This window comes from Leisingera sp. ANG-M7 (genome assembly GCF_000813965.1).
In the GTDB taxonomy this organism is placed as follows: Bacteria; Pseudomonadota; Alphaproteobacteria; order Rhodobacterales; family Rhodobacteraceae; genus Leisingera.
The window spans coordinates 69,583-90,311 of record NZ_JWLI01000021.1; the positions used below are offsets into that span (position 1 = coordinate 69,583).

General features: G+C 62.6%; 25 protein-coding genes. 20 read left to right on the forward strand and 5 right to left on the reverse strand.

From position 1 onward, the window contains the following. From RA26_RS19855 to rimM, 7 genes are all read left to right on the forward strand, one after another. The gene (locus tag RA26_RS19855) at positions 1 to 552 is read left to right on the forward strand and encodes a GNAT family N-acetyltransferase (RefSeq protein WP_039186813.1); all 552 of its coding nucleotides are present in this window, start codon (positions 1 to 3) and stop codon (positions 550 to 552) included. Beyond that, positions 549 to 1,262 (forward strand): GNAT family N-acetyltransferase, encoded by a 714-nt coding sequence (locus RA26_RS19860; protein WP_241482698.1) that lies wholly within the window; start codon positions 549 to 551, stop codon positions 1,260 to 1,262. The genes RA26_RS19855 and RA26_RS19860 overlap by 4 nt, the downstream gene beginning before the upstream one ends. A 61-nt stretch (positions 1,263 to 1,323) precedes the next feature. Next, positions 1,324 to 1,926, forward strand: coding sequence for a GNAT family N-acetyltransferase (locus tag RA26_RS19865; RefSeq protein WP_039186816.1), 603 nt, complete (start codon positions 1,324 to 1,326; stop codon positions 1,924 to 1,926). 114 nt (positions 1,927 to 2,040) lie between these two features. Next, a complete protein-coding gene (locus RA26_RS19870; RefSeq protein WP_027235628.1) occupies positions 2,041 to 2,349 on the forward strand; it encodes a chorismate mutase in 309 nt (102 codons plus the stop codon). Positions 2,350 to 2,409: 60 nt separating this feature from the next. Then, the gene (rpsP, locus tag RA26_RS19875; protein ID WP_039186819.1) at positions 2,410 to 2,778 is read left to right on the forward strand and encodes a 30S ribosomal protein S16; all 369 of its coding nucleotides are present in this window, start codon (positions 2,410 to 2,412) and stop codon (positions 2,776 to 2,778) included. A 4-nt stretch (positions 2,779 to 2,782) separates the two neighbouring features. Next, positions 2,783 to 3,421: a 5,6-dimethylbenzimidazole synthase gene (bluB, locus tag RA26_RS19880; RefSeq protein WP_039186821.1), complete on the forward strand. Its 639-nt coding sequence runs from the start codon at positions 2,783 to 2,785 to the stop codon at positions 3,419 to 3,421. Positions 3,422 to 3,573: 152 nt separating this feature from the next. Continuing rightward, the gene (gene rimM / locus RA26_RS19885; protein WP_039186823.1) at positions 3,574 to 4,077 is read left to right on the forward strand and encodes a ribosome maturation factor RimM; all 504 of its coding nucleotides are present in this window, start codon (positions 3,574 to 3,576) and stop codon (positions 4,075 to 4,077) included. Between the two features lie 9 nt (positions 4,078 to 4,086). Here the strand turns inward: rimM and RA26_RS19890 are convergent, their stop codons facing one another. Continuing rightward, positions 4,087 to 5,127 carry an aminoglycoside phosphotransferase family protein gene (locus tag RA26_RS19890; RefSeq protein ID WP_039186824.1) on the reverse strand — a complete coding sequence of 347 codons (1,041 nt, stop codon included), beginning with the start codon at positions 5,125 to 5,127 and terminating at the stop codon, positions 4,087 to 4,089. 56 nt (positions 5,128 to 5,183) lie between these two features. Here RA26_RS19890 and trmD point away from each other — a divergent pair, with 56 nt between their 5' ends. The 6 genes from trmD to RA26_RS19920 all read left to right on the forward strand — a co-directional run bounded on the left by trmD (position 5,184) and on the right by RA26_RS19920 (position 10,710). Continuing rightward, positions 5,184 to 5,990, forward strand: a complete 807-nt coding sequence (trmD, locus tag RA26_RS19895) for a tRNA (guanosine(37)-N1)-methyltransferase TrmD (protein ID WP_039186826.1) — start codon at positions 5,184 to 5,186, stop codon at positions 5,988 to 5,990. 106 nt (positions 5,991 to 6,096) lie between these two features. Then, entirely contained in the window at positions 6,097 to 6,432 is a 336-nt protein-coding gene (locus tag RA26_RS19900; RefSeq protein WP_039186828.1) for a YegP family protein, read from the forward strand. A 568-nt stretch (positions 6,433 to 7,000) separates the two neighbouring features. Next, positions 7,001 to 7,375, forward strand: coding sequence for a 50S ribosomal protein L19 (gene rplS, locus RA26_RS19905; RefSeq protein WP_039186829.1), 375 nt, complete (start codon positions 7,001 to 7,003; stop codon positions 7,373 to 7,375). A gap of 11 nt (positions 7,376 to 7,386) precedes the next feature. Continuing rightward, complete coding sequence (gene rpmE, locus RA26_RS19910; protein ID WP_019296662.1) at positions 7,387 to 7,608, forward strand: 50S ribosomal protein L31; 222 nt, start codon at positions 7,387 to 7,389, stop codon at positions 7,606 to 7,608. Positions 7,609 to 7,722: 114 nt separating this feature from the next. Further along, positions 7,723 to 9,789, forward strand: a complete 2,067-nt coding sequence (locus tag RA26_RS19915; RefSeq protein ID WP_039186831.1) for a DEAD/DEAH box helicase — start codon at positions 7,723 to 7,725, stop codon at positions 9,787 to 9,789. A gap of 111 nt (positions 9,790 to 9,900) precedes the next feature. After that, entirely contained in the window at positions 9,901 to 10,710 is an 810-nt protein-coding gene (locus RA26_RS19920) for a division plane positioning ATPase MipZ (protein ID WP_039186833.1), read from the forward strand. A gap of 18 nt (positions 10,711 to 10,728) precedes the next feature. Here the strand turns inward: RA26_RS19920 and RA26_RS19925 are convergent, their stop codons facing one another. Both RA26_RS19925 and RA26_RS19930 read right to left on the reverse strand, forming a co-directional pair. Further along, complete coding sequence (locus RA26_RS19925) at positions 10,729 to 11,961, reverse strand: adenylate/guanylate cyclase domain-containing protein (protein WP_039186835.1); 1,233 nt, start codon at positions 11,959 to 11,961, stop codon at positions 10,729 to 10,731. A gap of 51 nt (positions 11,962 to 12,012) precedes the next feature. Continuing rightward, the gene (locus RA26_RS19930) at positions 12,013 to 12,453 is read right to left on the reverse strand and encodes a MarR family winged helix-turn-helix transcriptional regulator (protein ID WP_019296666.1); all 441 of its coding nucleotides are present in this window, start codon (positions 12,451 to 12,453) and stop codon (positions 12,013 to 12,015) included. A 71-nt stretch (positions 12,454 to 12,524) separates the two neighbouring features. Between RA26_RS19930 and hmgA the strand changes: the two genes are divergently transcribed. The 7 genes from hmgA (at position 12,525) to maiA (ending at position 19,405) form a co-directional block, all read left to right on the forward strand. Then, entirely contained in the window at positions 12,525 to 13,880 is a 1,356-nt protein-coding gene (gene hmgA / locus RA26_RS19935) for a homogentisate 1,2-dioxygenase (RefSeq protein ID WP_039186838.1), read from the forward strand. 105 nt (positions 13,881 to 13,985) lie between these two features. Next, on the forward strand, positions 13,986 to 15,242 hold the full coding sequence (gene fahA / locus RA26_RS19940) for a fumarylacetoacetase (RefSeq protein WP_039186840.1): 1,257 nt from the start codon (positions 13,986 to 13,988) through the stop codon (positions 15,240 to 15,242). 11 nt (positions 15,243 to 15,253) lie between these two features. Beyond that, the gene (locus RA26_RS19945; RefSeq protein ID WP_039186842.1) at positions 15,254 to 16,204 is read left to right on the forward strand and encodes an MBL fold metallo-hydrolase; all 951 of its coding nucleotides are present in this window, start codon (positions 15,254 to 15,256) and stop codon (positions 16,202 to 16,204) included. A 139-nt stretch (positions 16,205 to 16,343) separates the two neighbouring features. After that, positions 16,344 to 17,954: an FAD-dependent oxidoreductase gene (locus tag RA26_RS19950; protein WP_039186845.1), complete on the forward strand. Its 1,611-nt coding sequence runs from the start codon at positions 16,344 to 16,346 to the stop codon at positions 17,952 to 17,954. A gap of 5 nt (positions 17,955 to 17,959) precedes the next feature. After that, on the forward strand, positions 17,960 to 18,175 hold the full coding sequence (locus tag RA26_RS19955) for a DUF2783 domain-containing protein (RefSeq protein WP_039186862.1): 216 nt from the start codon (positions 17,960 to 17,962) through the stop codon (positions 18,173 to 18,175). Continuing rightward, a complete protein-coding gene (locus RA26_RS19960; RefSeq protein ID WP_039186847.1) occupies positions 18,172 to 18,714 on the forward strand; it encodes a VOC family protein in 543 nt (180 codons plus the stop codon). Before RA26_RS19955 ends, RA26_RS19960 begins: the two co-directional genes overlap by 4 nt. A 58-nt stretch (positions 18,715 to 18,772) precedes the next feature. Then, on the forward strand, positions 18,773 to 19,405 hold the full coding sequence (maiA, locus tag RA26_RS19965) for a maleylacetoacetate isomerase (protein WP_039186848.1): 633 nt from the start codon (positions 18,773 to 18,775) through the stop codon (positions 19,403 to 19,405). Between the two features lie 22 nt (positions 19,406 to 19,427). Here the strand turns inward: maiA and RA26_RS22800 are convergent, their stop codons facing one another. Beyond that, a complete protein-coding gene (locus RA26_RS22800) occupies positions 19,428 to 19,787 on the reverse strand; it encodes a hypothetical protein (protein ID WP_152612668.1) in 360 nt (119 codons plus the stop codon). 465 nt (positions 19,788 to 20,252) lie between these two features. Then, on the reverse strand, positions 20,253 to 20,729 hold a 477-nt coding region (locus RA26_RS19975), incomplete at its 5' end, for a M10 family metallopeptidase C-terminal domain-containing protein (protein WP_206540445.1).

The following is a 20,729-nucleotide window of genomic DNA, read 5'->3' on the forward strand; positions in this document are numbered from 1 at the left end:
ATGCAGCTCCCCGCCATCCCTCAGCTTGAAACCGAACGCCTGGTCCTGCGCGGACCGGAGGCGGCGGATTTCGGGCCGGTGGCAGCGTTCTTCGCGGACGAAGCACGCTCCTGGGGATTTGGCGGGCCGCTGGACCGCAACGAGGCCTGGCGCTGGTTCACCATGTCGGTGGGCCACTGGGCGATGCGCGGCTTCGGCTTCTGGACCATCACCTGCAAGCAGACCGGCGAGCCGCTTGGCATCACCGGCGTCTGGCAGCCCGAAGGCTGGCCCGAACCTGAATTGGGCTGGGTTGCCTTCCCTGCAGGCGAAGGCCGCGGCATCATGTCAGAGGCCGCACTGGCCGCCCGCACCCACGCCTATGAGGTGATGGGCCTGCCTGCACTTTGCTCCAACATCTTCCCGGGCAACACCCGCTCGGTAGCGCTGGCCGAACGGCTGGGCGCAGTGTTCGAAGCTGAATTCGACAATCCCAAGCATGGGCGTGAGCTGGTCTACCGCCACCCTGCCCCAGAGGCGCCTCGCGACGGCGGGATGGAGGCCTACGCATGACCTCCCATCTGTCCCGCACTGCGCAGCCCGACGCGGCCCGCAACCGTTTAACGGAAAATTACGCAGTCTCCCCGATACTCCTTCACCGGATGGGTGAAAAAGACGCCGGGCGGCCCGCTGCCCGGACAATGGGGTATGACATGAAAGACGCGCAACGGCGGTATCCGAGGCTGGTTTCCAAACGGCTGATGCTGATTTCTCCGGCGGACCCGGAGTTTGACGCCCAGGCGGCTTTCCTGGCACCGGACTCCCCGCGTTTCATCAATGTTGCGGATGATGCCGATTCGCTGTGGTGGTCGATTGCCACCATCATCGGCCACTGGCACCTGCACGGCTACGGCCTGTTTGCCGTGGTGGAACGCAGCACCGGCGACACCGTGGGTCTGGTCGGCCCCTGGTTCCCCAAGGGCTGGCCGGAACCGGAACTGTCCTGGCACCTGATGGAGACCGGCGAGGGCAAAGGGTATGCCAGCGAGGCCGTGCAATGCGTGCTGGACTGGCTATTCAACGCAGCCGGCTGGGACACCATCGTCTCCTATGTGCCGGAAGAGAACACCGCCTCCATCGCCCTGGCCCGCCGCGCCGGCGCCAAACCGGAACGGCTGGTTTCCTTCCCGCTGCAGCCGGCACCCGGCCTGCGCTGCTGGCGCCACTCGCCCGCCGCCCGCCGCTCCGGCCTGCAGCAAACTGCCCCGGGGCTTTTGCACTGATGCGCCTGCGCGGGATCATATCCTGGCGCTGCCGCGCCCTTCCCCTGGAAGGAGCGCGCTGATGCCGTTTGACATCCCGGTGATCGAAACCCGCCGCCTGGTGCTGCGCGGCCCCGAAGCGCAGGATTACCCCGACTTCAAGGCTACCTTCAGCTCCTACCGCTCCCGTTTCATGGGCGGGCCGCTGAACCCTTACGAGGCCTGGATGCTTTATGCCGCCGAGATCGGCCACTGGCAGGTGCGCGGCTTCGGCATGTGGATGATCCACGACAAGGCCAGCAACGAGACCTACGGCATGGCTGGCGGCTGGCAGCCTGCGGGCTGGCCGGAGCGCGAAATTGCCTGGATCATCTGGCCTGATGCCGCAGGCAAGGGCTACGCGCTGGAGGCAGCGCATGCCGCCCGCCGCCACTTTTATTCGGAACTGGGCTGGGAGACTGCGGTCAGCTATATCGACCCCAAGAATCTCGACTCGATCCGGCTCGCGGAACGGCTCGGCGCCGCCAAGGACCATGGCGCCGCCACCATCGACGGCAACGACGCCGTCTACCGCCACCCCGCACCGGACGCCCTGAAGGACAGCCAGATTTCGCATGGGATCGAAATGGAAATCAGCCATTACGCCGATCCGCTCTTCAAGCCGGAGGGCTGGGCCATTGACTGACCTGCGCGCGAATTTGCGGATGCTGCGCTGCGGCGGTGCACAGGTGGTGCACAGCCGGTGCACGCCTGGCATCCCCTTGATGACACCCCGGCCTGCTGCATTGCGGAGAACCCGATGACAACAGATATCCAAGATCCCGTTGCCCGCGCAGCCCAGCTGCTGAAGGGCCACCGCGAAAGCATCGACCGTCTGGATGCAATCCTCGTCTATACTCTGGGCGAGCGGTTCAAGCACACCCAGGCGGTGGGCCGGCTCAAGGCCGAACACGACCTTCCCCCGTCCGATCCCACCCGCGAAGCGGCGCAGATCGCACGGCTCGAAGACCTGGCGCAACAGGCCGATCTGGACCCTGAATTCGCCAAGGCATTCTTGAACTTCATCATCGGTGAAGTCATCCGCCACCACAAGAAACACCAAGAATAACAACCAACAACAGGACAACCGGGGCATACCCCGGACAACGCCATCAAAGGAGATGTACCCATGGCAATGAAAATCCGTTTGGCCCGCGGCGGCTCCAAAAAACGCCCCTTCTACCGCATCGTGGCTGCTGACAGCCGCATGCCGCGCGACGGCCGCTTCATCGAGAAGCTGGGCACCTACAACCCGCTGCTGCCGAAAGATTCGGAAGAGCGCGTGAAAATGGACATGGAGCGCGTGCAGCACTGGCTGGACCAGGGCGCGCAGCCGACCGACCGTATCGCCCGCATGCTGGAAGCCGCAGGCGTCCGCGCCAAGACCGAGCGCAGCAACCCGAAAAAAGGCACCCCGGGCAAGAAAGCCCAGGAGCGCGCGGAAGAGAAAGCTGCAAAGGCTGCTGAAGCCGCCGAAGCAGCTGCAGACGCGGAATAATTCCGTGGAGCTGCGGGGCGCTTTTCCCGAAGAGTTCCGCAGCCAGCTTGATCTGCTGATGCGGCTCCGGCGCGACGTGCGCCGGTTCCGCAATGATCCGGTGGAGGAGGCAGTGCTGATGCGCTGCCTCTCTGCTATTCAGCTCGCCCCCTCGGTGGGCCTGAGCGAACCCTGGCGCATCCTGCGGGTGGAAAGCGGCACCGCCCGCGCCGCTGCGCTGAAGAATTTCGAAGCCGCCAATGCCCAGGCCCTGACCGGATATTCCGGTGAGAAGGCCGAGCGTTATGCAGAGCTGAAACTTTCCGGCATGCGCGAAGCTCCGGTGCAGCTGGCGGTTTACTGCGACGACGAGACCCTCCAGGGCCACGGCCTTGGCGCCGCAACCATGCCGGAAATGCGCCGCTATTCGGTGGTTACTGCCATCACCCTGTTCTGGCTGGCGCTGCGCGCCGAAGGCCTGGGGCTGGGCTGGGTTTCGGTGCTGGACCCTCAGCAGCTGAACCGCGACCTGAATGCACCCGAGGGCTGGCAGCTGATCGGCTATTTCTGCATCGGCTACCCGGAACGGCTGTCGGATACGCCGGAATTGGAAGAAACCGGCTGGGAAAGCCGGATGGCGGATTTGCCGCTCGAAACCCGCTGAGTCCGTCATGGGACGGTTGATAAGGCTTGTGTTTTTTGTTGCAGTGGCCTTTACCGCGGGCATCTTCTTTGAACGCAACCACCAAGTGGAACTCTGCGAACAATCCGGCGGCCAATGGCTGCGCGCGGGGTTCTGTGCAAAGGACTGACACCATGAGCGATCTGATCTGCGTAGGCGCAATTGCCGGATCCTTCGGGGTGCGAGGCGAGGTGCGGCTCAAGAGCTTCTGTGCCATCCCGGAGGAGATTGAGGATTACTCGCCGCTGAGCAACGAGGACGGCTCCAGGACCTACTCCCTGTCGATCACCCGCCCGATCAAGAACGGCTTTGCCGCGCTGCTGGAAGGTGTGGAAACCAAGGAGGACGCCGACGCAATCAAGGGCCTGCGCCTGTTTGCCCGCCGCGATCAGCTGCCGCAACTGCCGGATGATGAGTTCTACCATGCCGATCTGATGGGGCTGGAGGTCTATGACACAGGCGGCACCCTGCTGGGCACCGTGAAGTCGGTGCAGAACCACGGCGCCGCCGACCTGCTGGAAATCCACGGCCCCGGCCTTAAGGCCACGGTGCTTCTGCCCTTCACCCTGGAAGCTGTGCCAACCGTGGATCTGACCCAACGGCGCATCATCGCTGACCCGCCTGAAGGGCTGTTCTGAGACGGCAGGTCAGTCTGCCTCATCCGCCAGAAGGGCATCCAGAACCCGCACCGACCAGACGGCTACCATTTGGGTCTTCACACGCTCCTCGGGCGGTTTGGCCCCCAGGCTGAGCCAAAGCCGGAACAATCGCCAGGCAAAGAAGAAACGGAAAACCGGATCCCCTGTCAGCCCGGCGCCATAACCTTCTTCAAAAGCCGCCCAATCCGCTTGGGCCACCAGCCCGAACCCAGGGACACTGTCTTCTGCAGCTAAGTGCTCTGGGCAGTTTGCCAGCCAGATATCGGCCAGATCGCGCTGCGGGAAAACAGCCTTATGGTTCAGGAAATCAATGAACGAGACCTCCTGATCCGACAGGATAATATTGCGCAGGTGCAAGTCGCCATGCGCCACTGCGCTGCGGAACTCGCATCCCCGCGCGCGCCTTGCAGCCCGGTGCAGATGTGCGCACAGCCCCAAAAATCTATTGGGTTTCGGCAGTTGAAGCTGCCCCTCGCGCACCGCCTGCGCACGGTCTGAAACCGACTTCAAAAAAGGTTTCGGCCAGAACTGCTTCTGCCCGGCGTCGGATACTCTGTGCAATTCGGCCACTGCACCACCAATGCGGCGCAGAACATCAGCCCTGGCACCAAAGCCGTAGTCGGTCAGGGCCAGCGCCCGGTAGGCTGTTTCCCCGGGGACAAATTCCATCAGCACATAAGGATGTTCCGGATCCTGCCACAAGACGTCCGGAACCGACACACCAGGGACAGACTTCAGCTGCCGGGCAGCTTGCCCATGACGCTCCAAGTCCCTTACCCGCCTTAGCGGATTGTCGGATTGGAAATCGGCCCGCAGCACAAACCGTTGCCCCGCAGCTGTCGCAATCTCCAGCACGCAGCGGCTTTGCTGCAGGCGCCGGTTGGACTGCATCCTGCGGAACTTCGCGCCAGCTTCAGGCAGACCGGCGGCCGCTGCCGCCTGAGGCCAAAGCGCCTGGGTGCGGGCCTGCACCTCGTCCGAGGCAGCAAACCCGTCTCCGGCAACCGTTGGCGGCCTTTCTGAATTCATCAAAACACCCAAGCTTTGTATTGCGTGAAAATCTGACTGAACTAAACAGCATCATTATGACAGCACCAAGCAAATCCCATGGCCGCAAAGCCATCCGCCCGACCCTGAAGCCGCGTGAGCTGATGACCCCGACGCCGGATCTGGTCGGTGTTTGGAAGGCCAAGATCATCACGCTGTTCCCGGATGCCTTCCCTGGTGTGCTGGGTGAAAGCCTGACAGGCAAGGCGCTGCAGGAGGGGCTTTGGCAGCTGGAGACCACCGATTTGCGCGATTTTGGCGTTGGCAAGCACCGCAACGTGGACGACACACCTGCCGGCGGCGGTGCGGGCATGGTGCTGCGCGCTGATGTGCTGGGCGAGGCGATCGAACACACGATGGCGGACACCCGCGGCAACTGGCCCCTGGTCTACCTGACCCCGCGCGGACGGCCGATGAACCAGCAGATGATGCACAATTTCGCCCAATGCGACGGCATCACTCTGCTCTGCGGGCGGTTCGAGGGCGTCGATGAACGGGTGCTGGAGCATTACGGCATCCAGGAGGTCTCGCTGGGGGATTTCGTGATGACCGGCGGTGAACTGGCGGCGCAGGCGCTGATCGACGCGACCGTGCGGCTGATCCCGGGGGTTCTGGGCAATCATGCCTCGACCGAAGAGGAGAGCTTCTCCTCCGGCCTTTTGGAACATCCGCAATACACCCGCCCCGCCGAATGGAAGGGCCGGGAAATCCCCGATGTGCTGATGTCCGGCCATCACGGCAAGATCGCAGAGTGGCGCCATGGCATGAGCGAAGAGATCACCAAGGTTCGCCGCCCGGACCTGTGGGAGGCCTACGTCCGGACAAAGGACCGCCGCAAACCGTAACGCAAGTGATGCAGCAGCCTGGCTTTTCCCCGATGCAAGCCGTTGCCGCAATGGCGAACCCGTGTTTTACTCTTCCTGCATAAGTTAAATGACAGGAGACAGCAGGGTGGCTGGGAAATTTGAACTCTACACTGACAACGCAGGCGAATTCCGCTTCCGCCTTAAGGCAGGCAACGGCGAGAACATTCTGGCCAGCGAAGGCTACAAACAGAAGGCCAGCGCTGAGAACGGCATTGCGTCGGTAAAGAAGAACGCAAGCGATGATGCGCGCTATGAGCGCAAGGAAACCGCGGCCGGCAAGCACATGTTCAACCTCAAAGCCACAAACGGCCAAGTGATCGGCACCTCGCAAAGCTACGCCAGCGCCTCTGGCCGGGATGGCGGCATCGAGTCCGTCAAGAAGAACGCGCCGGATGCAGCCATCGACGATCAGACGGCCTGATCCGCACCAGACCTTTCACCGCAAGGGCCAGTCTGTCTGAACAGGCTGGCCTTTCTGGTTTCCTGCACCCGCAAGCAGAAATCGCCTGGTGTGGCATCCGGCCCTTTCAGTTCTTCATCAATTCCGCCTTATAGCGTTGTTCGCTATTGAAAATGTTCCTCTTTTTAATGGCATGCTGTTTCCCTCCCTGGCGAGGCATGCCCTTTGGCCGGGTTTTCCTCCCGCAACGTGAACCAACGTATTTGGACGGCAACCGCAGACCCGCAGCCGATTAAAACGAAGTCACCAATTGCGATCCGGAGTATGGCCGCAGAATTCCCTTGAAACATTGACGCAGCAGGCCTAAAAGCCGCTCGTCTGGTGCCGGGAATCGGCCCCGGGCCGCTGGCTGTTGGATCAGTCCCGGAAATCTTCTTCGGTTTCCTTCAGGATCCGGCCCGCCAGCAGCAAGGAACAGACGGCGTGATCTCTGGCGGGCTGCCTTTGGCGGGACCCGGTGAAGACCAGGAGCTCTCATGACGGCACAAACCTCTGCGGAGTGAACCGCAGGCAAATTAGGAGAGTTGCGATGGACCTGATCGCACAGCTGGAGGCGGAACAGATCGCCGCCCTGGGGAAAGATATCCCCGACTTCAAAGCCGGTGACACCATCCGTGTCGGCTACAAGGTGACCGAAGGCTCGCGTTCGCGCGTGCAGATGTACGAAGGCGTTTGCATCAGCCGCAAAAACGGCTCGGGCATTGCCGGTTCGTTCACCGTCCGCAAGATTTCGTTCGGCGAAGGCGTGGAGCGTGTGTTCCCGCTGTTCTCGACCAACATCGACTCGATCGAAGTGGTGCGCCGCGGCCGCGTCCGCCGCGCCAAGCTGTACTACCTGCGCGCCCGCCGCGGTAAGTCGGCCCGTATCGCAGAAGATGCGAACTACAAGCCCAAGAAAGCCTGAGGAGCGGTATCATGAAAAAAGACACCCATCCCGATTACCACTTCATCGACGTCAAAATGACCGACGGCACCATCCTCAAAATGCGCTCCACCTGGGGTGCCGAGGGTGATCAGCTGGCCCTGGACATCGACCCGACCGTGCACCCGGCATGGACCGGCGGCACGTCGCGCCTGCTGGACGCCGGCGGCCGCGTGTCCAAGTTCAAGAAAAAATACGAAGGCCTGGGCTTCTAAGCCGCCTGCCGTACTTTTCAGAACTCCCGAAGGCTGCCCCGGACGGGCAGCCTTCTTTCTTTTTCTCCTGACGCTGGGGCCCGATGCGCGCCCTGCGGGAAAGACAGCCCCCTCGTGAAACAAGCCCTGGCCAACGCACTGCAAGAACGCGGATATGAAACCCTGACCCAAGTGCAGGAGGCTGTGACCCAACCCGAGGTGGAAGGGCGCGACCTGCTGGTGTCTGCACAGACCGGATCGGGCAAGACTGTTGGCTTTGGCCTGGCCTTGGCCCAGGACCTGCTGGGTGACGATGAGGCGTTTGGCGAGGCGGCGGCGCCGCTGGCACTGGTGATCGCCCCGACCCGCGAACTGGCGCTGCAGGTTAAGCACGAGCTGGGCTGGCTCTACCGCGGCGCAGGTGCACGGATTGCCTCCTGCGTAGGCGGCATGGACATGCGCGACGAGCGCCGCACGCTGGAGCGCGGAGCCCATATCGTGGCGGCCACTCCGGGCCGCCTGCGCGATCACATCGCGCGCGGCTCCATCGACCTGAGCCAGGTGCGCGGTGTGGTGCTTGACGAGGCCGACGAGATGCTGGACCTGGGCTTCCGTGAGGACCTGGAGTTTATCCTGGGCGAAGCGCCCGAAGACCGCCGCACCCTGTTGTTCTCCGCGACCGTGCCGCCGGCAATCGCCAGCTTGGCCGAGACCTTCCAGCGCGATGCGATGCGGATCAAGACCGCGGGTGAGACCAAGCAGCACGCGGATATCGAATACCGCCTGATGAGCGTGGCGCAAGCAGACGCGGAAAACGCCATCATCAACGTGCTGCGCTACTATGAGGCGCCGAGCTCCATCGTCTTTGCCAACACCCGCGCTGCCGTGAACCGTCTGGCGGCCCGCCTGACCAACCGCGGCCTGCCGGTGGTGACTCTGTCCGGCGAGCTGTCCCAGACCGAACGCAGCCACGCGCTGCAAGCGATGCGTGACGGGCGCGCGCGGGTTTGCGTGGCCACCGATGTGGCGGCCCGCGGCATCGACCTGCCGGGGCTGGAATTGGTGGTCCATGCGGAGCTGCCTTCGAACCACGAAACCCTGCTGCACCGGTCCGGCCGGACGGGCCGCGCGGGCCGTAAGGGCGTCAGCGCCCTGATCGCGCCGCCAAAGGCACGCTCCAAGGCGTTGCGCCTGCTGAAATGGGCCAAGCTGACGGCTGAGCATTGCGAGGCCCCTTCTGCCGATGATGTGCTGGCCCGCGACGAAGAGCGCATGCTGGCCGACCCGGTCTGGCAGGAGCCGGTTGCCGAAAACGAGCAGGCTGGCGTTCAGACCCTGCTGGACGCGTTTACGCCCGAACAGATCGCCGCAACCTATCTGCGCCTGTTCCGCAGCCGCCACTCAGCGCCCGAGGACCTGCGCCCGGCAGACACGCCCGAGCCGCGCAAGGAGCGCAAGGAACGCAAAGCCTTCGGCCCCTCAGTCTGGTTTTCTCTGTCCGGCGGCCGCGAGGCCGGCGCCGACCCGCGCAAGGTGCTGCCAATGCTGTGCAAGGCCGGCAATATCGACCGCGATGCCATCGGCGCAATCCGGGTGCAGGACAATGAAACCTTTGCCGAAATCAGCGAAGGCGCGGTCGCGGGCTTCCTGAAGGCGCTGGACGGCAAGACCGAACTGGAGCCGGGCGCAGTGCTCACCCAGCTGGCGGAAGCACCGGAGCTGGCCCCTGCCCCGCGCCGCGGCCCCGGCGGGCCGAAAGGCGGCTTCAAGGGCGACCGCAAGCCCAAGCCGCACCGCGGCAAGGAAGACGGCCCGAAACCCTACCGCGGCAAAGACAGCGCGGAGAAGCCCAACCGCGCCAAATCAGAGCGGTCCGAGGACAGCCGTCCGCCGCGCAAGGATTGGAAGGACAAACCGGCCCGGGAAGAGCGCCGCGAGCCGCGCAGCGATGTCCGCCCCAGCAAGCCCAAGCCTGCAGTAACCGCCAAGCCCAAAGGCGCATCGGATCCGTCCAAGCGCATGACCCGGCCCGGCGCGTCGGCGGCCAAGCCGTTCAAGTCCAAAGGCCCCAAACCGCCGGTCGGCAAGCCCAACAGCAAGAAGAACAAGGCCCGCGCTGCGGCAGGGCTGACTGCAAAAGGCGGCAAGGGCGGCGATGCCCACCCCAAGCGCAAGCCGGCGGGTCCTGCAAAACACAGGTGATACACTAAGTTTACCAGACTGTCCGCGCGGCTTTTCTTGGCGGAATCCAGAGCCTATACAGGGTCTCAAAGCAAAAGACGTGCAACAAAGCACGAGCGAAGGGACCTGTACATGGCGCATATCATTGTCGTCGGCAACGAGAAGGGTGGAGCGGGAAAATCGACCGTTTCCATGCACGTCGCAACCACCCTGGCCCGGCTGGGCCACAAGGTGGCGGCGCTGGATCTGGATCTGCGGCAGCGCTCCATGGGGCGCTACTTGGAGAACCGCAAGGAGTTCTGTGCCAAGGCAGGGCTGGATCTGCCTATGGTAGAAATCCACGAGCTGCCGGAGATTGACCCGGCGAGCCTGCAGCCAGGCGAGAACATCTATGACCATCGCCTTTCGGCGGCGGTCTCGGCACTGGAGCCAGGCCATGATTTCATCCTGATAGATTGCCCTGGCTCACATACGCGCCTCAGCCAGGTTGCACATTCGCTGGCAGATACGCTGATCACGCCGCTCAATGACAGCTTTGTCGATTTCGACCTGCTGGCGCATGTGGATCAGAAGGGTGAAACCATCACCGGACCGTCCGTCTATTCCGAGATGGTGTGGAACGCCCGCCAGCTGCGGGCGCAGGCCGGGCTGAAGCCGATCGACTGGATCGTGATCCGCAACCGGGTCGGCACCCAGCGCATGGTGAACAAGGAAAAGATGGAGCGCGCCATCAAGATGCTGTCCAAACGTATCGGCTTCCGCATTGCACCGGGTTTTTCCGAAAGGGTGATTTTCCGCGAGCTGTTCCCGCGTGGCCTGACGCTCCTGGACCTAAAGGATATCGGCGTGAAGCAGCTGAATATCTCCAACATCGCCGCGCGCCAGGAGCTGCGCGACATGATGAAAGAGGTTAACCTGCCCGGGGTCGAGATCAGCCTCTGACTCTGGCTGGGCGGCCGCTTAGCTGTCGCAGCCGCAATTGCCACGGTAGATCGTGTAGAGCTCCATCGGCTCTGCCACACCACGCAGCATGTAGCGCCCCAGGGACACCAGATCATGATTGGTGCCTCTGGCGGCGGTTTTCACATCTTCGGACATGATGATGTTCTGGCCGACAGAGCGGTGCATGCCGGCAATCCGTGCGGTCTGGTTCACCGCTTGACCGATCACGGTAAAGTCCAGACGGTTCTCGGCCCCGATATTGCCGTAGAGAATGGTCCCGGCATGCAACGCCAGGGTGAAGCCGGCAGTCGGCAGGCCCTGCTCTTCCCGTTCAGTGTTATAAGCGCGCACCTTGCCGCACAGTTCATTGGCAGCGGCCAGCGCTGCGTGGGCGTCTTCCTCGATGCTGCCGAGATTGAACATGGTCAGCATGCCGTCGCCCATGAACTTGAGGATGTTGCCGCCATGCGCCTGGATGGTCTCCACCGCCAGGCCGAAATAGCCGTTCAGCATCTCGATCAGCTCAGTCCCCGGCAGCCGTTCGGCCAACTGGGTGAACCCTTTGAGGTCGAACAGGCAGATCACAGCGTCGATCTGCTGCGAGGAGCCGCGCTGGATTTCCCCGGACAAAACCCGGCGCCCGGCATCGCGCCCCAAGTACACCTGCAGCAGGTCACTGGCCATCTGCCGGTTGGAGGAAGACTTCAGCGCCAGTCCGAGATGCGGCAGGGTGGTGCGGATCAGGTCTAGCTCACGGCCGGAAAACCCGCCGGGCCGGTCAGAGGCCCAGGAGACCAGCATCCCTTCGCGCGGGTGGCGCGGATCATTGGGTTCGTCATCGGGCGGCGAGAAGCGAACGCCTTTGGCAAAGTAGTCGGTCGCCCCGCGCTCCCGTAGTTCGGGCAGCAGGGGGAACTGTTCCGGCGCGCCATCTTCCAGCCGCTCGCGGAACTCTTCCAGATTATGCTCCAGAATGTGGAAGAACGGGCTGCGAAGCCATTCCTCGCGCGGGGATTCGCGGTATTCGTAATGCTCGTGGCTGATGCCGTCGGCCCGGGTCCAGTTGAAGCCGATGCCGCCGAACTTGGGATGAAAGGCCCGCTGTGCCAAATGGAACCGCCACAAGGGCACCCCTGCATCAACCAGACGCTGGCAATATCCCTGCAATAGATCCTGCTGCGGCGCCCCATGCAGGCCCTGCTCCATCAGCCAGGCAATCAGCGGCCCTGAATTGACATCAATCTGTATCATCGCTTCACCTTCAATCCCGCTGCTTTATCTGGGGGCTAGGCCTTGCAATGTCTATGGTTCAATCCCTGCTAAATTGCGCAGCATATACCGCAAAATTGCAACCTCGCCGGTGGTGAAGCGGGCGCAGATCCTTGTGTCGAACTCCAGCGCGTGCTCGCGCAGGTCCTTGTACGCCGCCTCACCGGCCGGGGTCAGCGCCAGATGTTCGGCCCGCCGGTCGTTTTCATCGCGGGTCCGGGTCACGAACCGCTTCTCCGACAGCTTGGCCACCGCGCGGCTGATCTTGGTCTTATGGATTTTGGCGCGGCTGCCGATCTCCTTGGCAGTCATCTGGCCGTAGTTGCCCAGATGAAACAGCACCCGCCATTCAGTTCGCAGCATTCCATAGCGGTTCTTGTAGTGTTTCTGGAACCCCAGAGAGCTTTCCTCGGCGGCGCGGTTCAGCAGGTAGGGCAGGAAATCCTGCAAAGCGAAATCATCTTTTTCGTTCATTTTCGTCCCCTCTCCCTTGTTAGTTACAAAAACAACTAATATCCCGCAAGCAGCAAGAGGAGAAACGCGCGATGAATCGGCCAGCCGATCCACATGAAATGATCCAGGCCCCCTCTCTTCAGGGGCCGCACGAGGGCTATATGCCCGGCTTTGCGAACGACTTTGAAACCGAGGCGCTGCCCGGTGCGCTGCCGCAGGGCATGAACAGCCCGCAAAAGTGCAACTATGGCCTTTACGGCGAACAGCTGAGCGGCACCGCCTTTACCGCGGATGTGCCGGAGCGGACCTGGTGCTACCGCATCCGCCCGTCGGTCAAGCATTCGCACCGCTATGAAAAAATCGACCTGCCGCATTGGAAGTCTGCACCCTGCGTCGATCCGGACGTGATCTCTCTGGGCCAGTACCGCTGGGACCCGGTGCCGCATTCGGATGAAGGCCTCACCTGGCTCACCGGCATGCGCACCATGACCACCGCGGGCGACGTGAACACCCAGGTCGGCATGGCGAGCCATATCTATCTGGTCACCGAGTCGATGGATGACAGCTACTTCTTCTCCGCCGACTCCGAGCTGCTAGTGGTGCCGCAGGAGGGCCGGCTGCGCTTTGCGACCGAGCTGGGCATCATCGACCTGGCACCGCAGGAGATCGCGATCATCCCCCGCGGGCTGGTCTACCGGGTGGAGGTGCTGGAAGGCCCTTGCCGCGGCTTTGTCTGCGAAAACTACGGCCAGAAATTCGAGCTGCCGGGCCGCGGGCCGATCGGGGCAAACTGCATGGCCAACCCGCGCGACTTCAAGGCGCCGGTGGCAGCGTTCGAGGACCGCGAGGCGCCCTCGACCGTGACCATCAAATGGTGCGGCCAGTTCCACGAGACCAAGATCGGCCACTCGCCGCTGGACGTGGTCGCCTGGCACGGCAACTACGCGCCCTACAAATACGACCTGACCACCTATTGCCCGGTCGGCGCGATCCTGTTCGACCACCCGGACCCGTCGATCTTTACCGTGCTGACCGCGCCGTCCGGCGTGCCGGGCACCGCAAATATCGACTTTGTGCTGTTCCGCGAGCGCTGGATGGTGGCCGAGAACACCTTCCGCCCGCCGTGGTACCACAAGAACATCATGTCGGAGCTGATGGGCAACATCTACGGCCAGTATGACGCCAAACCGCAGGGCTTCGTGCCGGGCGGCATGTCCTTGCACAACATGATGCTGCCACACGGGCCGGACAAGAACGCCTTTGAGGGCGCGTCGAACTCCAACCTCGGCCCCGAGAAGCTGGACAACACCATGTCCTTCATGTTCGAGACCCGCTTCCCGCAGCATCTGACAGCCTTTGCAGCCAAGGACGCGCCGCTGCAGGATGACTACATCGACTGCTGGAGCGACATCGAGAAGAAGTTCGACGGAACGCCCGGCCTGAAATGAAACGGTGAGGGGACGCTGCCCCCTCTGGGCCGGTCCGGCCCATTCACCCCCGGAGTACTTCCGGAAAGATGAAAAGGATCTGCGGATCCGGAAACTGGAGACACTATGCCTCTGCTGAAATCTTGGGTGGCCTCGGCCAATGATGCAAACCACCCGTTCCCGCTGAACAACCTGCCTTATGGTGTGTTTTCTGTTGAGGGCGATGACCCGCGCTGCGGCGTGGCCATCGGCGACATGATCCTAGACATGCAGGCCGCCGAGGAGGCTGGGCTGGTCCAGCTGGGCGATGCGCCACTGTTCGACGTTCCCTACTGGAACGACCTGATGGAAGAAGGCCCGGCCGTCTGGGCCGCGCTGCGCGATCGTCTGACAGCGCTCCTGTCCGAGGGCGCTGCCGAGCAGGAGAAGGTGGAGCCCCTGCTGATTGCCGCAGCGGATGCCGAGCTGCACATGCCCTTTGCGGTCAGCGAATACACCGACTTCTACGCGGGCAAAAACCACGCCTTCAACGTCGGCACCATGTTCCGCGGCCCTGAAAACGCACTGCCGCCGAACTGGCTGCATATCCCGATCGGCTATAACGGGCGCGCGTCCTCGGTCGTGATATCCGGCACCGATGTGCGTCGCCCCTGGGGCCAGCTGAAAGGCCCGAATGACGATACCCCCCGCTGGGCGCCCTGTGCGCGCTTCGACATTGAGCTGGAGATGGGCGCCATCGTCGGCACGCCCTCCGACGGCCCGATCACCGTGCAGGAAGCGGATAACAACATCTTTGGATATGTGCTGCTGAACGACTGGTCGGCACGTGATATCCAGGCCTGGGAATACCAGCCGCTTGGCCCGTTCCAGGCCAAGGCCACTGCCAACACGATCTCCCCCTGGATCGTGACCAAGCCGGCGCTGGAACCGTTCCGCTGCAACACACCGGAACGCGAAGTGGAGCTGCTGGACCACCTGAAGGACTGCGGCCCGATGCTCTATGACATCGACCTCGAAGTGACTCTGGCGCCGGAAGGCAAAGAGGCCACAACCATCGCGCGGACCAACTACAAGGAAATGTATTACTCCGCCGCACAGCAGCTGGCGCATCACACCACGTCGGGCAGTCCGATGAATGCAGGCGACCTCTTGGGCTCCGGCACCATCTCCGGCCCCACCAAGGAAAGCCGCGGCTCGCTGCTGGAACTCAGCTGGGGCGGCAAGGAGCCGCTGACGCTGGACACCGGCGAGGAGCGTTCCTTTATCGCCGACGGCGACACGCTGACCCTGAAGGGCGCGGCCAAGGGCGACGGCTATACGATCGGGTTCGGCGACTGCACCGGCACCGTCCTGCCCGCACTTGAAGACCCCTACGCAAGATAAGGAAGACCACCATGGCAAAGGCTTTTGCGTCCCAAGGGGACCTGACCGAAAAGAAAATCACCTTTGATGAGATCGGCGAGGGGCTTTATGCCTTTACCGCCGAAGGCGACCCGAATTCCGGCGTGATCATCGGCGATGACTCCGTGATGATCGTCGAGGCGCAGGCCACCCCGCGGCTGGCAAACAAGGTGATCGAATGCGTGCGTTCGGTGACTGACAAGCCGATCACCCATGTGGTTCTGACCCACTACCACGCTGTGCGGGTGCTGGGCGCCAGCGCATTCGGCGCGCAGCAGGTGATCATGTCCAACGCCGCCTATAACATGGTGCTGGAGCGCGGGCAGGAGGACTGGGACAGCGAGTTCCAGCGTTTCCCGCGGCTGTTTGAAGGCCACGAAAGCATTCCGGGCCTCACTTACCCCACCACAACCTTCACCGATCAGATGACTGTCTTCCTCGGCAACCGCCGGGTCGACATCAAACAGATCGGCCGCGCCCACACTGCCGGCGACGCGGTGATCCATGTGCCGGATCAGAACGTCATGTTCACTGGCGACATCGTCGAATACCACTCAGCCTGCTATTGCGGCGACGGGCATTTTGCCGATTGGGGCCGGACGCTCGACAACATCAAAGCCTATGACGTGGACGCGATTGCGCCGGGCCGCGGCGATGCACTGGTCGGCAAAGAGATGGTCAATGCCGCCATCGAAAACACCCGCGATTTTGTCGAAAGCACCTACCGCCCGGTTCAGCGCATCGCAGCACGCGGCGGTTCGCTGAAAGAAGCCTGGGATGCGGTGCGCGCGGAATGCGACCCGAAGTTCGCCGACTACGCGATCTACGAGCATTGCCTGCCCTTCAACGTCGCCCGCGCCTATGACGAAGCGCGCGGCATTGCGCATCCCCGCATCTGGACTGCCCAGCGCGATCTGGAAATGTGGGAGGCCCTGCAGGGCTGATTTTGCAACCGGGGCGCTTTGATCCAGATCGTATCGCCCCGGAAGAACCTGTGAGACGCTAAACTATCCTCCCGGCGTGCCCATGCCGGGAAACGGTGAAGCTGTGCCTGACGGCACCCGGAAATTGGGAGGAGACCTGATGAACAAGATCTTTGAAGTCCCGTTGTACCCCTACGCGCGCCACGCGGATCAGGATGCCGCGGCACCTGTGCGCCGCAAGGTAGTGGTGATCGGGGCAGGCCCCATCGGCCTGGCTGCCGCCATCGACTTGGCGCAAGCCGGCACCGAAGTGGTGGTGCTGGATGACAACGACAAGGTGAGCTTCGGCTCCCGCGCGATCTGCTTTGCCAAGCGGCCCTTGGAAATCCTCGACCGGCTCGGCTGCGGCCAGCCTATGGTGGACAAGGGCGTGCAGTGGAACGTCGGCAAGGTGTTCTTTGACGACCGCCAGGTCTATGACTTCAACCTGCTGCCGGAAGAGGGTCACAAGCGCCCCGCCTTTATCAATCTGCAGCAGTATTATTTTGAAGAATACCTGGTGAACCGGGTCCGCGAACTGCAGGAACAGGGCGCACCGATTGAGATCCGCGGCCGCAACAAAGTCTCGGCCATCGGCACCCATCCCAGCCATGTGACGCTGGAAGTCGACACACCCGAAGGTCCCTACAACCTTGAAGCCGACTGGCTGATCGCCTGCGACGGCGCCGGCTCCCCCACCCGGCAGATGCTGGGGCTGGATTTTGTCGGCCGGGTGTTCGAGGACAACTTCCTGATCGCCGATGTGATCATGGAGGCGGATTTCCCGACCGAACGCTGGTTCTGGTTTGACCCGCCCTTCAACAAGGGCCAGTCGGCCCTCCTGCACAAGCAGCCCGATGGCGTCTGGCGGATCGACCTGCAGCTGGGCTGGGACATCGACAAGGAGCGCGAGAAGCGCCCCGAGAACGTGATCCCGCGTCTGCAGGCCATGCTGGGCGAAGATGTGAAGTTCGAGCTGGAGTGGGTCTCAATCTACACCTTCCAGTGCCGCCGGATGGAGCAGTTCCGCCATGGCCGGGTTCTGTTCGCGGGCGATGCCGCGCACCAGGTCTCCCCGTTCGGCGCCCGCGGTGCCAACTCTGGCCTGCAGGACACCGACAACCTGTGCTGGAAGCTGCAGCTGGTGATGGACGGCAAGGCGCCGGAAAGCCTGCTGGACAGTTATGACGTGGAACGCATCCACGGCGCGGATGAGAACATCCTGAACTCCTCCCGCTCCACCGATTTCATCACCCCCAAGTCGGAGATGAGCCGGGTGCTGCGCGATGCGGTTCTGGACCTGTCCGAACAGTACGAATTTGCACGCCCGCTGGTGAATTCCGGCCGCCTGTCCGTGCCATGCACCTATGACGGCTCGCCGCTGAACTCAGCCGATGCGCTGAACGGGCCGGAGCGCACCCGCCCCGGCTCTTCCTGCCCCGACGTGCCGCTTGGCGACGGGTTCCTGCTGGACGAGCTGGGCGACAAGTTCACCCTGCTGACCATTGACGCCGATGCCCCCGATGAGATCGAGGAATCCGGCATCAAGGTCACCCGGCTGGCGCTCTCCATCAAGGATGACAAGACGCTGGCGCTGAAGGACCGCTACCTGGGCAGCGCCGAAAGCGGCGTCTACCTGATCCGCCCGGACCAGCATGTGGCCGCCCGCCGCCCCAGCTTTGACGAAAACCCGTTCCGGCACGCAATCCGCCGGGCCATCGGCAAGGAGTGATCAAGATGATCGAAGACCAACTGATCCTGACCGCCAACCTCGAGCGCGCCGACGATTTCTATGCCGATCTGCTGGCCGCGCATGAAGACCTGAGCAAGGCCGACAGCGATGCGCTGAACGCGCGTCTGGTGCTGGTGCTCGCAAATCACATCGGGAAACGCGCGATCCTGAAACAGGCGCTGGCTGCTGCCGCGCTGAAAACCGGGGAGGACTCCGCTTGAAAATCGAACAGATCCACCACGTCGCATACCGCTGCAAGGACGCCAAGCAGACGGTGGAGTGGTACAACAAGATGCTGAACATGGACTTTGTCCTGGCGATTGCCGAGGACCATGTTCCCTCGACCCATGAACCCGATCCCTACATGCATATCTTCATGGATGCAGGCAACGGCAACGTTCTGGCCTTCTTCGAGCTGCCGACCAAGCCGGAGATGGACCGAGACCGCAACACGCCGGTCTGGGTGCAGCATATCGCCTTCAAGGTGAAGGACCGCGAAACCCTGATCCAGTTCAAGGACCATCTGGAGGCCAACGGCGTCGAGGTGCTGGGTGTTACCGATCACTCAATCTTCCACTCGATCTACTTCTTCGACCCGAACGGCCACCGGGTGGAGCTGGCATGCCCCGACCCGGAAGAAGAGGCGCTGCTGCAAAAGCTCGACTCGGTAAAATGGGAAATGCTGGAGGAATGGTCTAAGACCAAGAAGGCACCCAAACATGCCGAATGGCTGCACGCCAAGGAATTGAACAAGGCCTGATTGGACCAGGCCGCCAAGGCAGCCCGGCGGGCTGCCTTTACCGTAATGGAGGACGCCGATGGGCAGCACCATCCTTTATGATTACTGGCGCTCATCGGCCAGCTACCGGCTGCGCATCGCTCTGAACCTAGCCGGGATCGACTACACTTCGGTCCCGGTTGATCTGGTCAAGGGCGAACACAAGAGCCCGGAACATCTGGCCCGCAATCCGCAAGGGTTCGTGCCGGTGCTGGAGATCGACGGGCTGCGCCTGACCCAGTCGCTGGCGATCCTCGATTATCTGGATGAGACCCGCAGCCTTGGCCTATTGCCCGCAGACCCCGGCCAGCGCGCCAGGGCACGGGCACTGGCCCATTCCGTCGCGGTGGATGTGCATCCGGTCTGCAACCTGCAGGTCGCCAAACACGCCACTGCCCTCAGCGGCGGCGAGGCGGATATGCCCAAGGCCTGGATGCAGCATTTCATCCGCCCCGGCCTGCAAGCGTTCGAAACCCTGCTGGAGGGCTTCAGCCAGACGCCGTACTGCACCGGTGATGCTCCGGGGCTGGCCGACATCTGCCTGATGCCGCAGCTTTACAACGCCCGCCGCTGGGAAGCTGATTTTTCCGACCTTCCGCGGATCTGCGCGGTGGAGGCGGCCTGCGCCACCAATCCAGCCTTTGCCGCAGCCAGCCCGGCCCAGCCAGGCTGACCGGGCGCGGCGGCCTGCCGCGTCACGAGGAGCGCAGCAGAACCTTGCTGGAATTCAGCGCCTGGGCAATCCGCTGATAGTGCAGCGCCACATCGTTGTTGCCCTCTGCCGAACGCAGCAGAACGGTTGTGGTGTCTTCCAGAATGGCCAGCGCCTTGGCGTTGGTTTCAGCAACGGTCTCCGGTTTAACAGCCGAAACCGGACGGCGCTTGGTCTCGCTGTCTGCTTGAACAGTGATCCGCAAGCGAGGCTGGCTGTTGTCCCGGTTCTGGCGTGACAGGCCGGCCAGTTCAGCGGAGGCGGTGGCCAGCGCCTCGCGTGCAGCGGCATATTCGCCTTGCGCAGGCAATTTCTTTACCAGTGCTTGCAGTTCCTTGGCCAAACAGTCTGTTCTGTAAACCGAACCGACGGCTTCACAGGCAGCCGACGAGATACTTATCTGAGCGACCACAGCGCTGGTCACGGAGTTCGTGACAGACGCCGGGCCAACAGAGGAAGGAGTGCTGCTGCTTCTCACACCATCCGCCTCCGCCGCATCACCGCCCGTTTCTCCGATACTGCTGCCTTCGCTACCGGAGTCTCCCCCGAACTGAGAAGGCGAAGGCGTGCCCCGGACCTGCGCCTTATGCAGGTACAACGCGGCGTTTTCCTGCAACACTGCCCTGCCTGTGACTGCAGCGGCTTCAGCCAGCCCCGGCGCCAGCAATAGTGCGGCGAACAGGGGCATTTGGCGGGCGGCCCTGGGTTTCCTGCTTTTCATTGTGTCCTCAATTTTCCGCCCGCTACGAGCAAGGTTTTCTGAACCGCGGGCCTCTGATCCAGCCGGCCCGATAAGAGACAGCGCTCCCTACATCCCCAAGGGACCACCGGAAAGCCCGATAATGTGATCCGACGTCAGCTCTGTGACACCAAGCAGCAGGATTTCAAAATCAAGCTGATCTTCACTGCTGTCAAACGCAGAGATGAGCAAACCGTCATCATGACCATCGATGTAAATGTAAATATCCGGGAGTGAACTTCCATTGGATGGTGTCAGTTCAAACTCGCCATCATCAAGCGTCACGGTGATATAGGCACCATCGGAAGTGATGGAACTCAGGTCGATCAGGTCCTGCGTGCCGTCGAAATCCGTAACCACATCCCGCTGCCCGTCGCCAGCCCGGCTGTGATCGAAGCTGGCAAAGACGAAAACATCTGCATCCATTCCGCCAGTCAACGTATCTGATCCAAGACCGCCATCCAGGGTGTCCGCACCCTCATCACCGTAAAGTGCGTCTATTCCGGCACCACCCATCAATAGGTCGTGACCCGCCCCGCCCCGCAG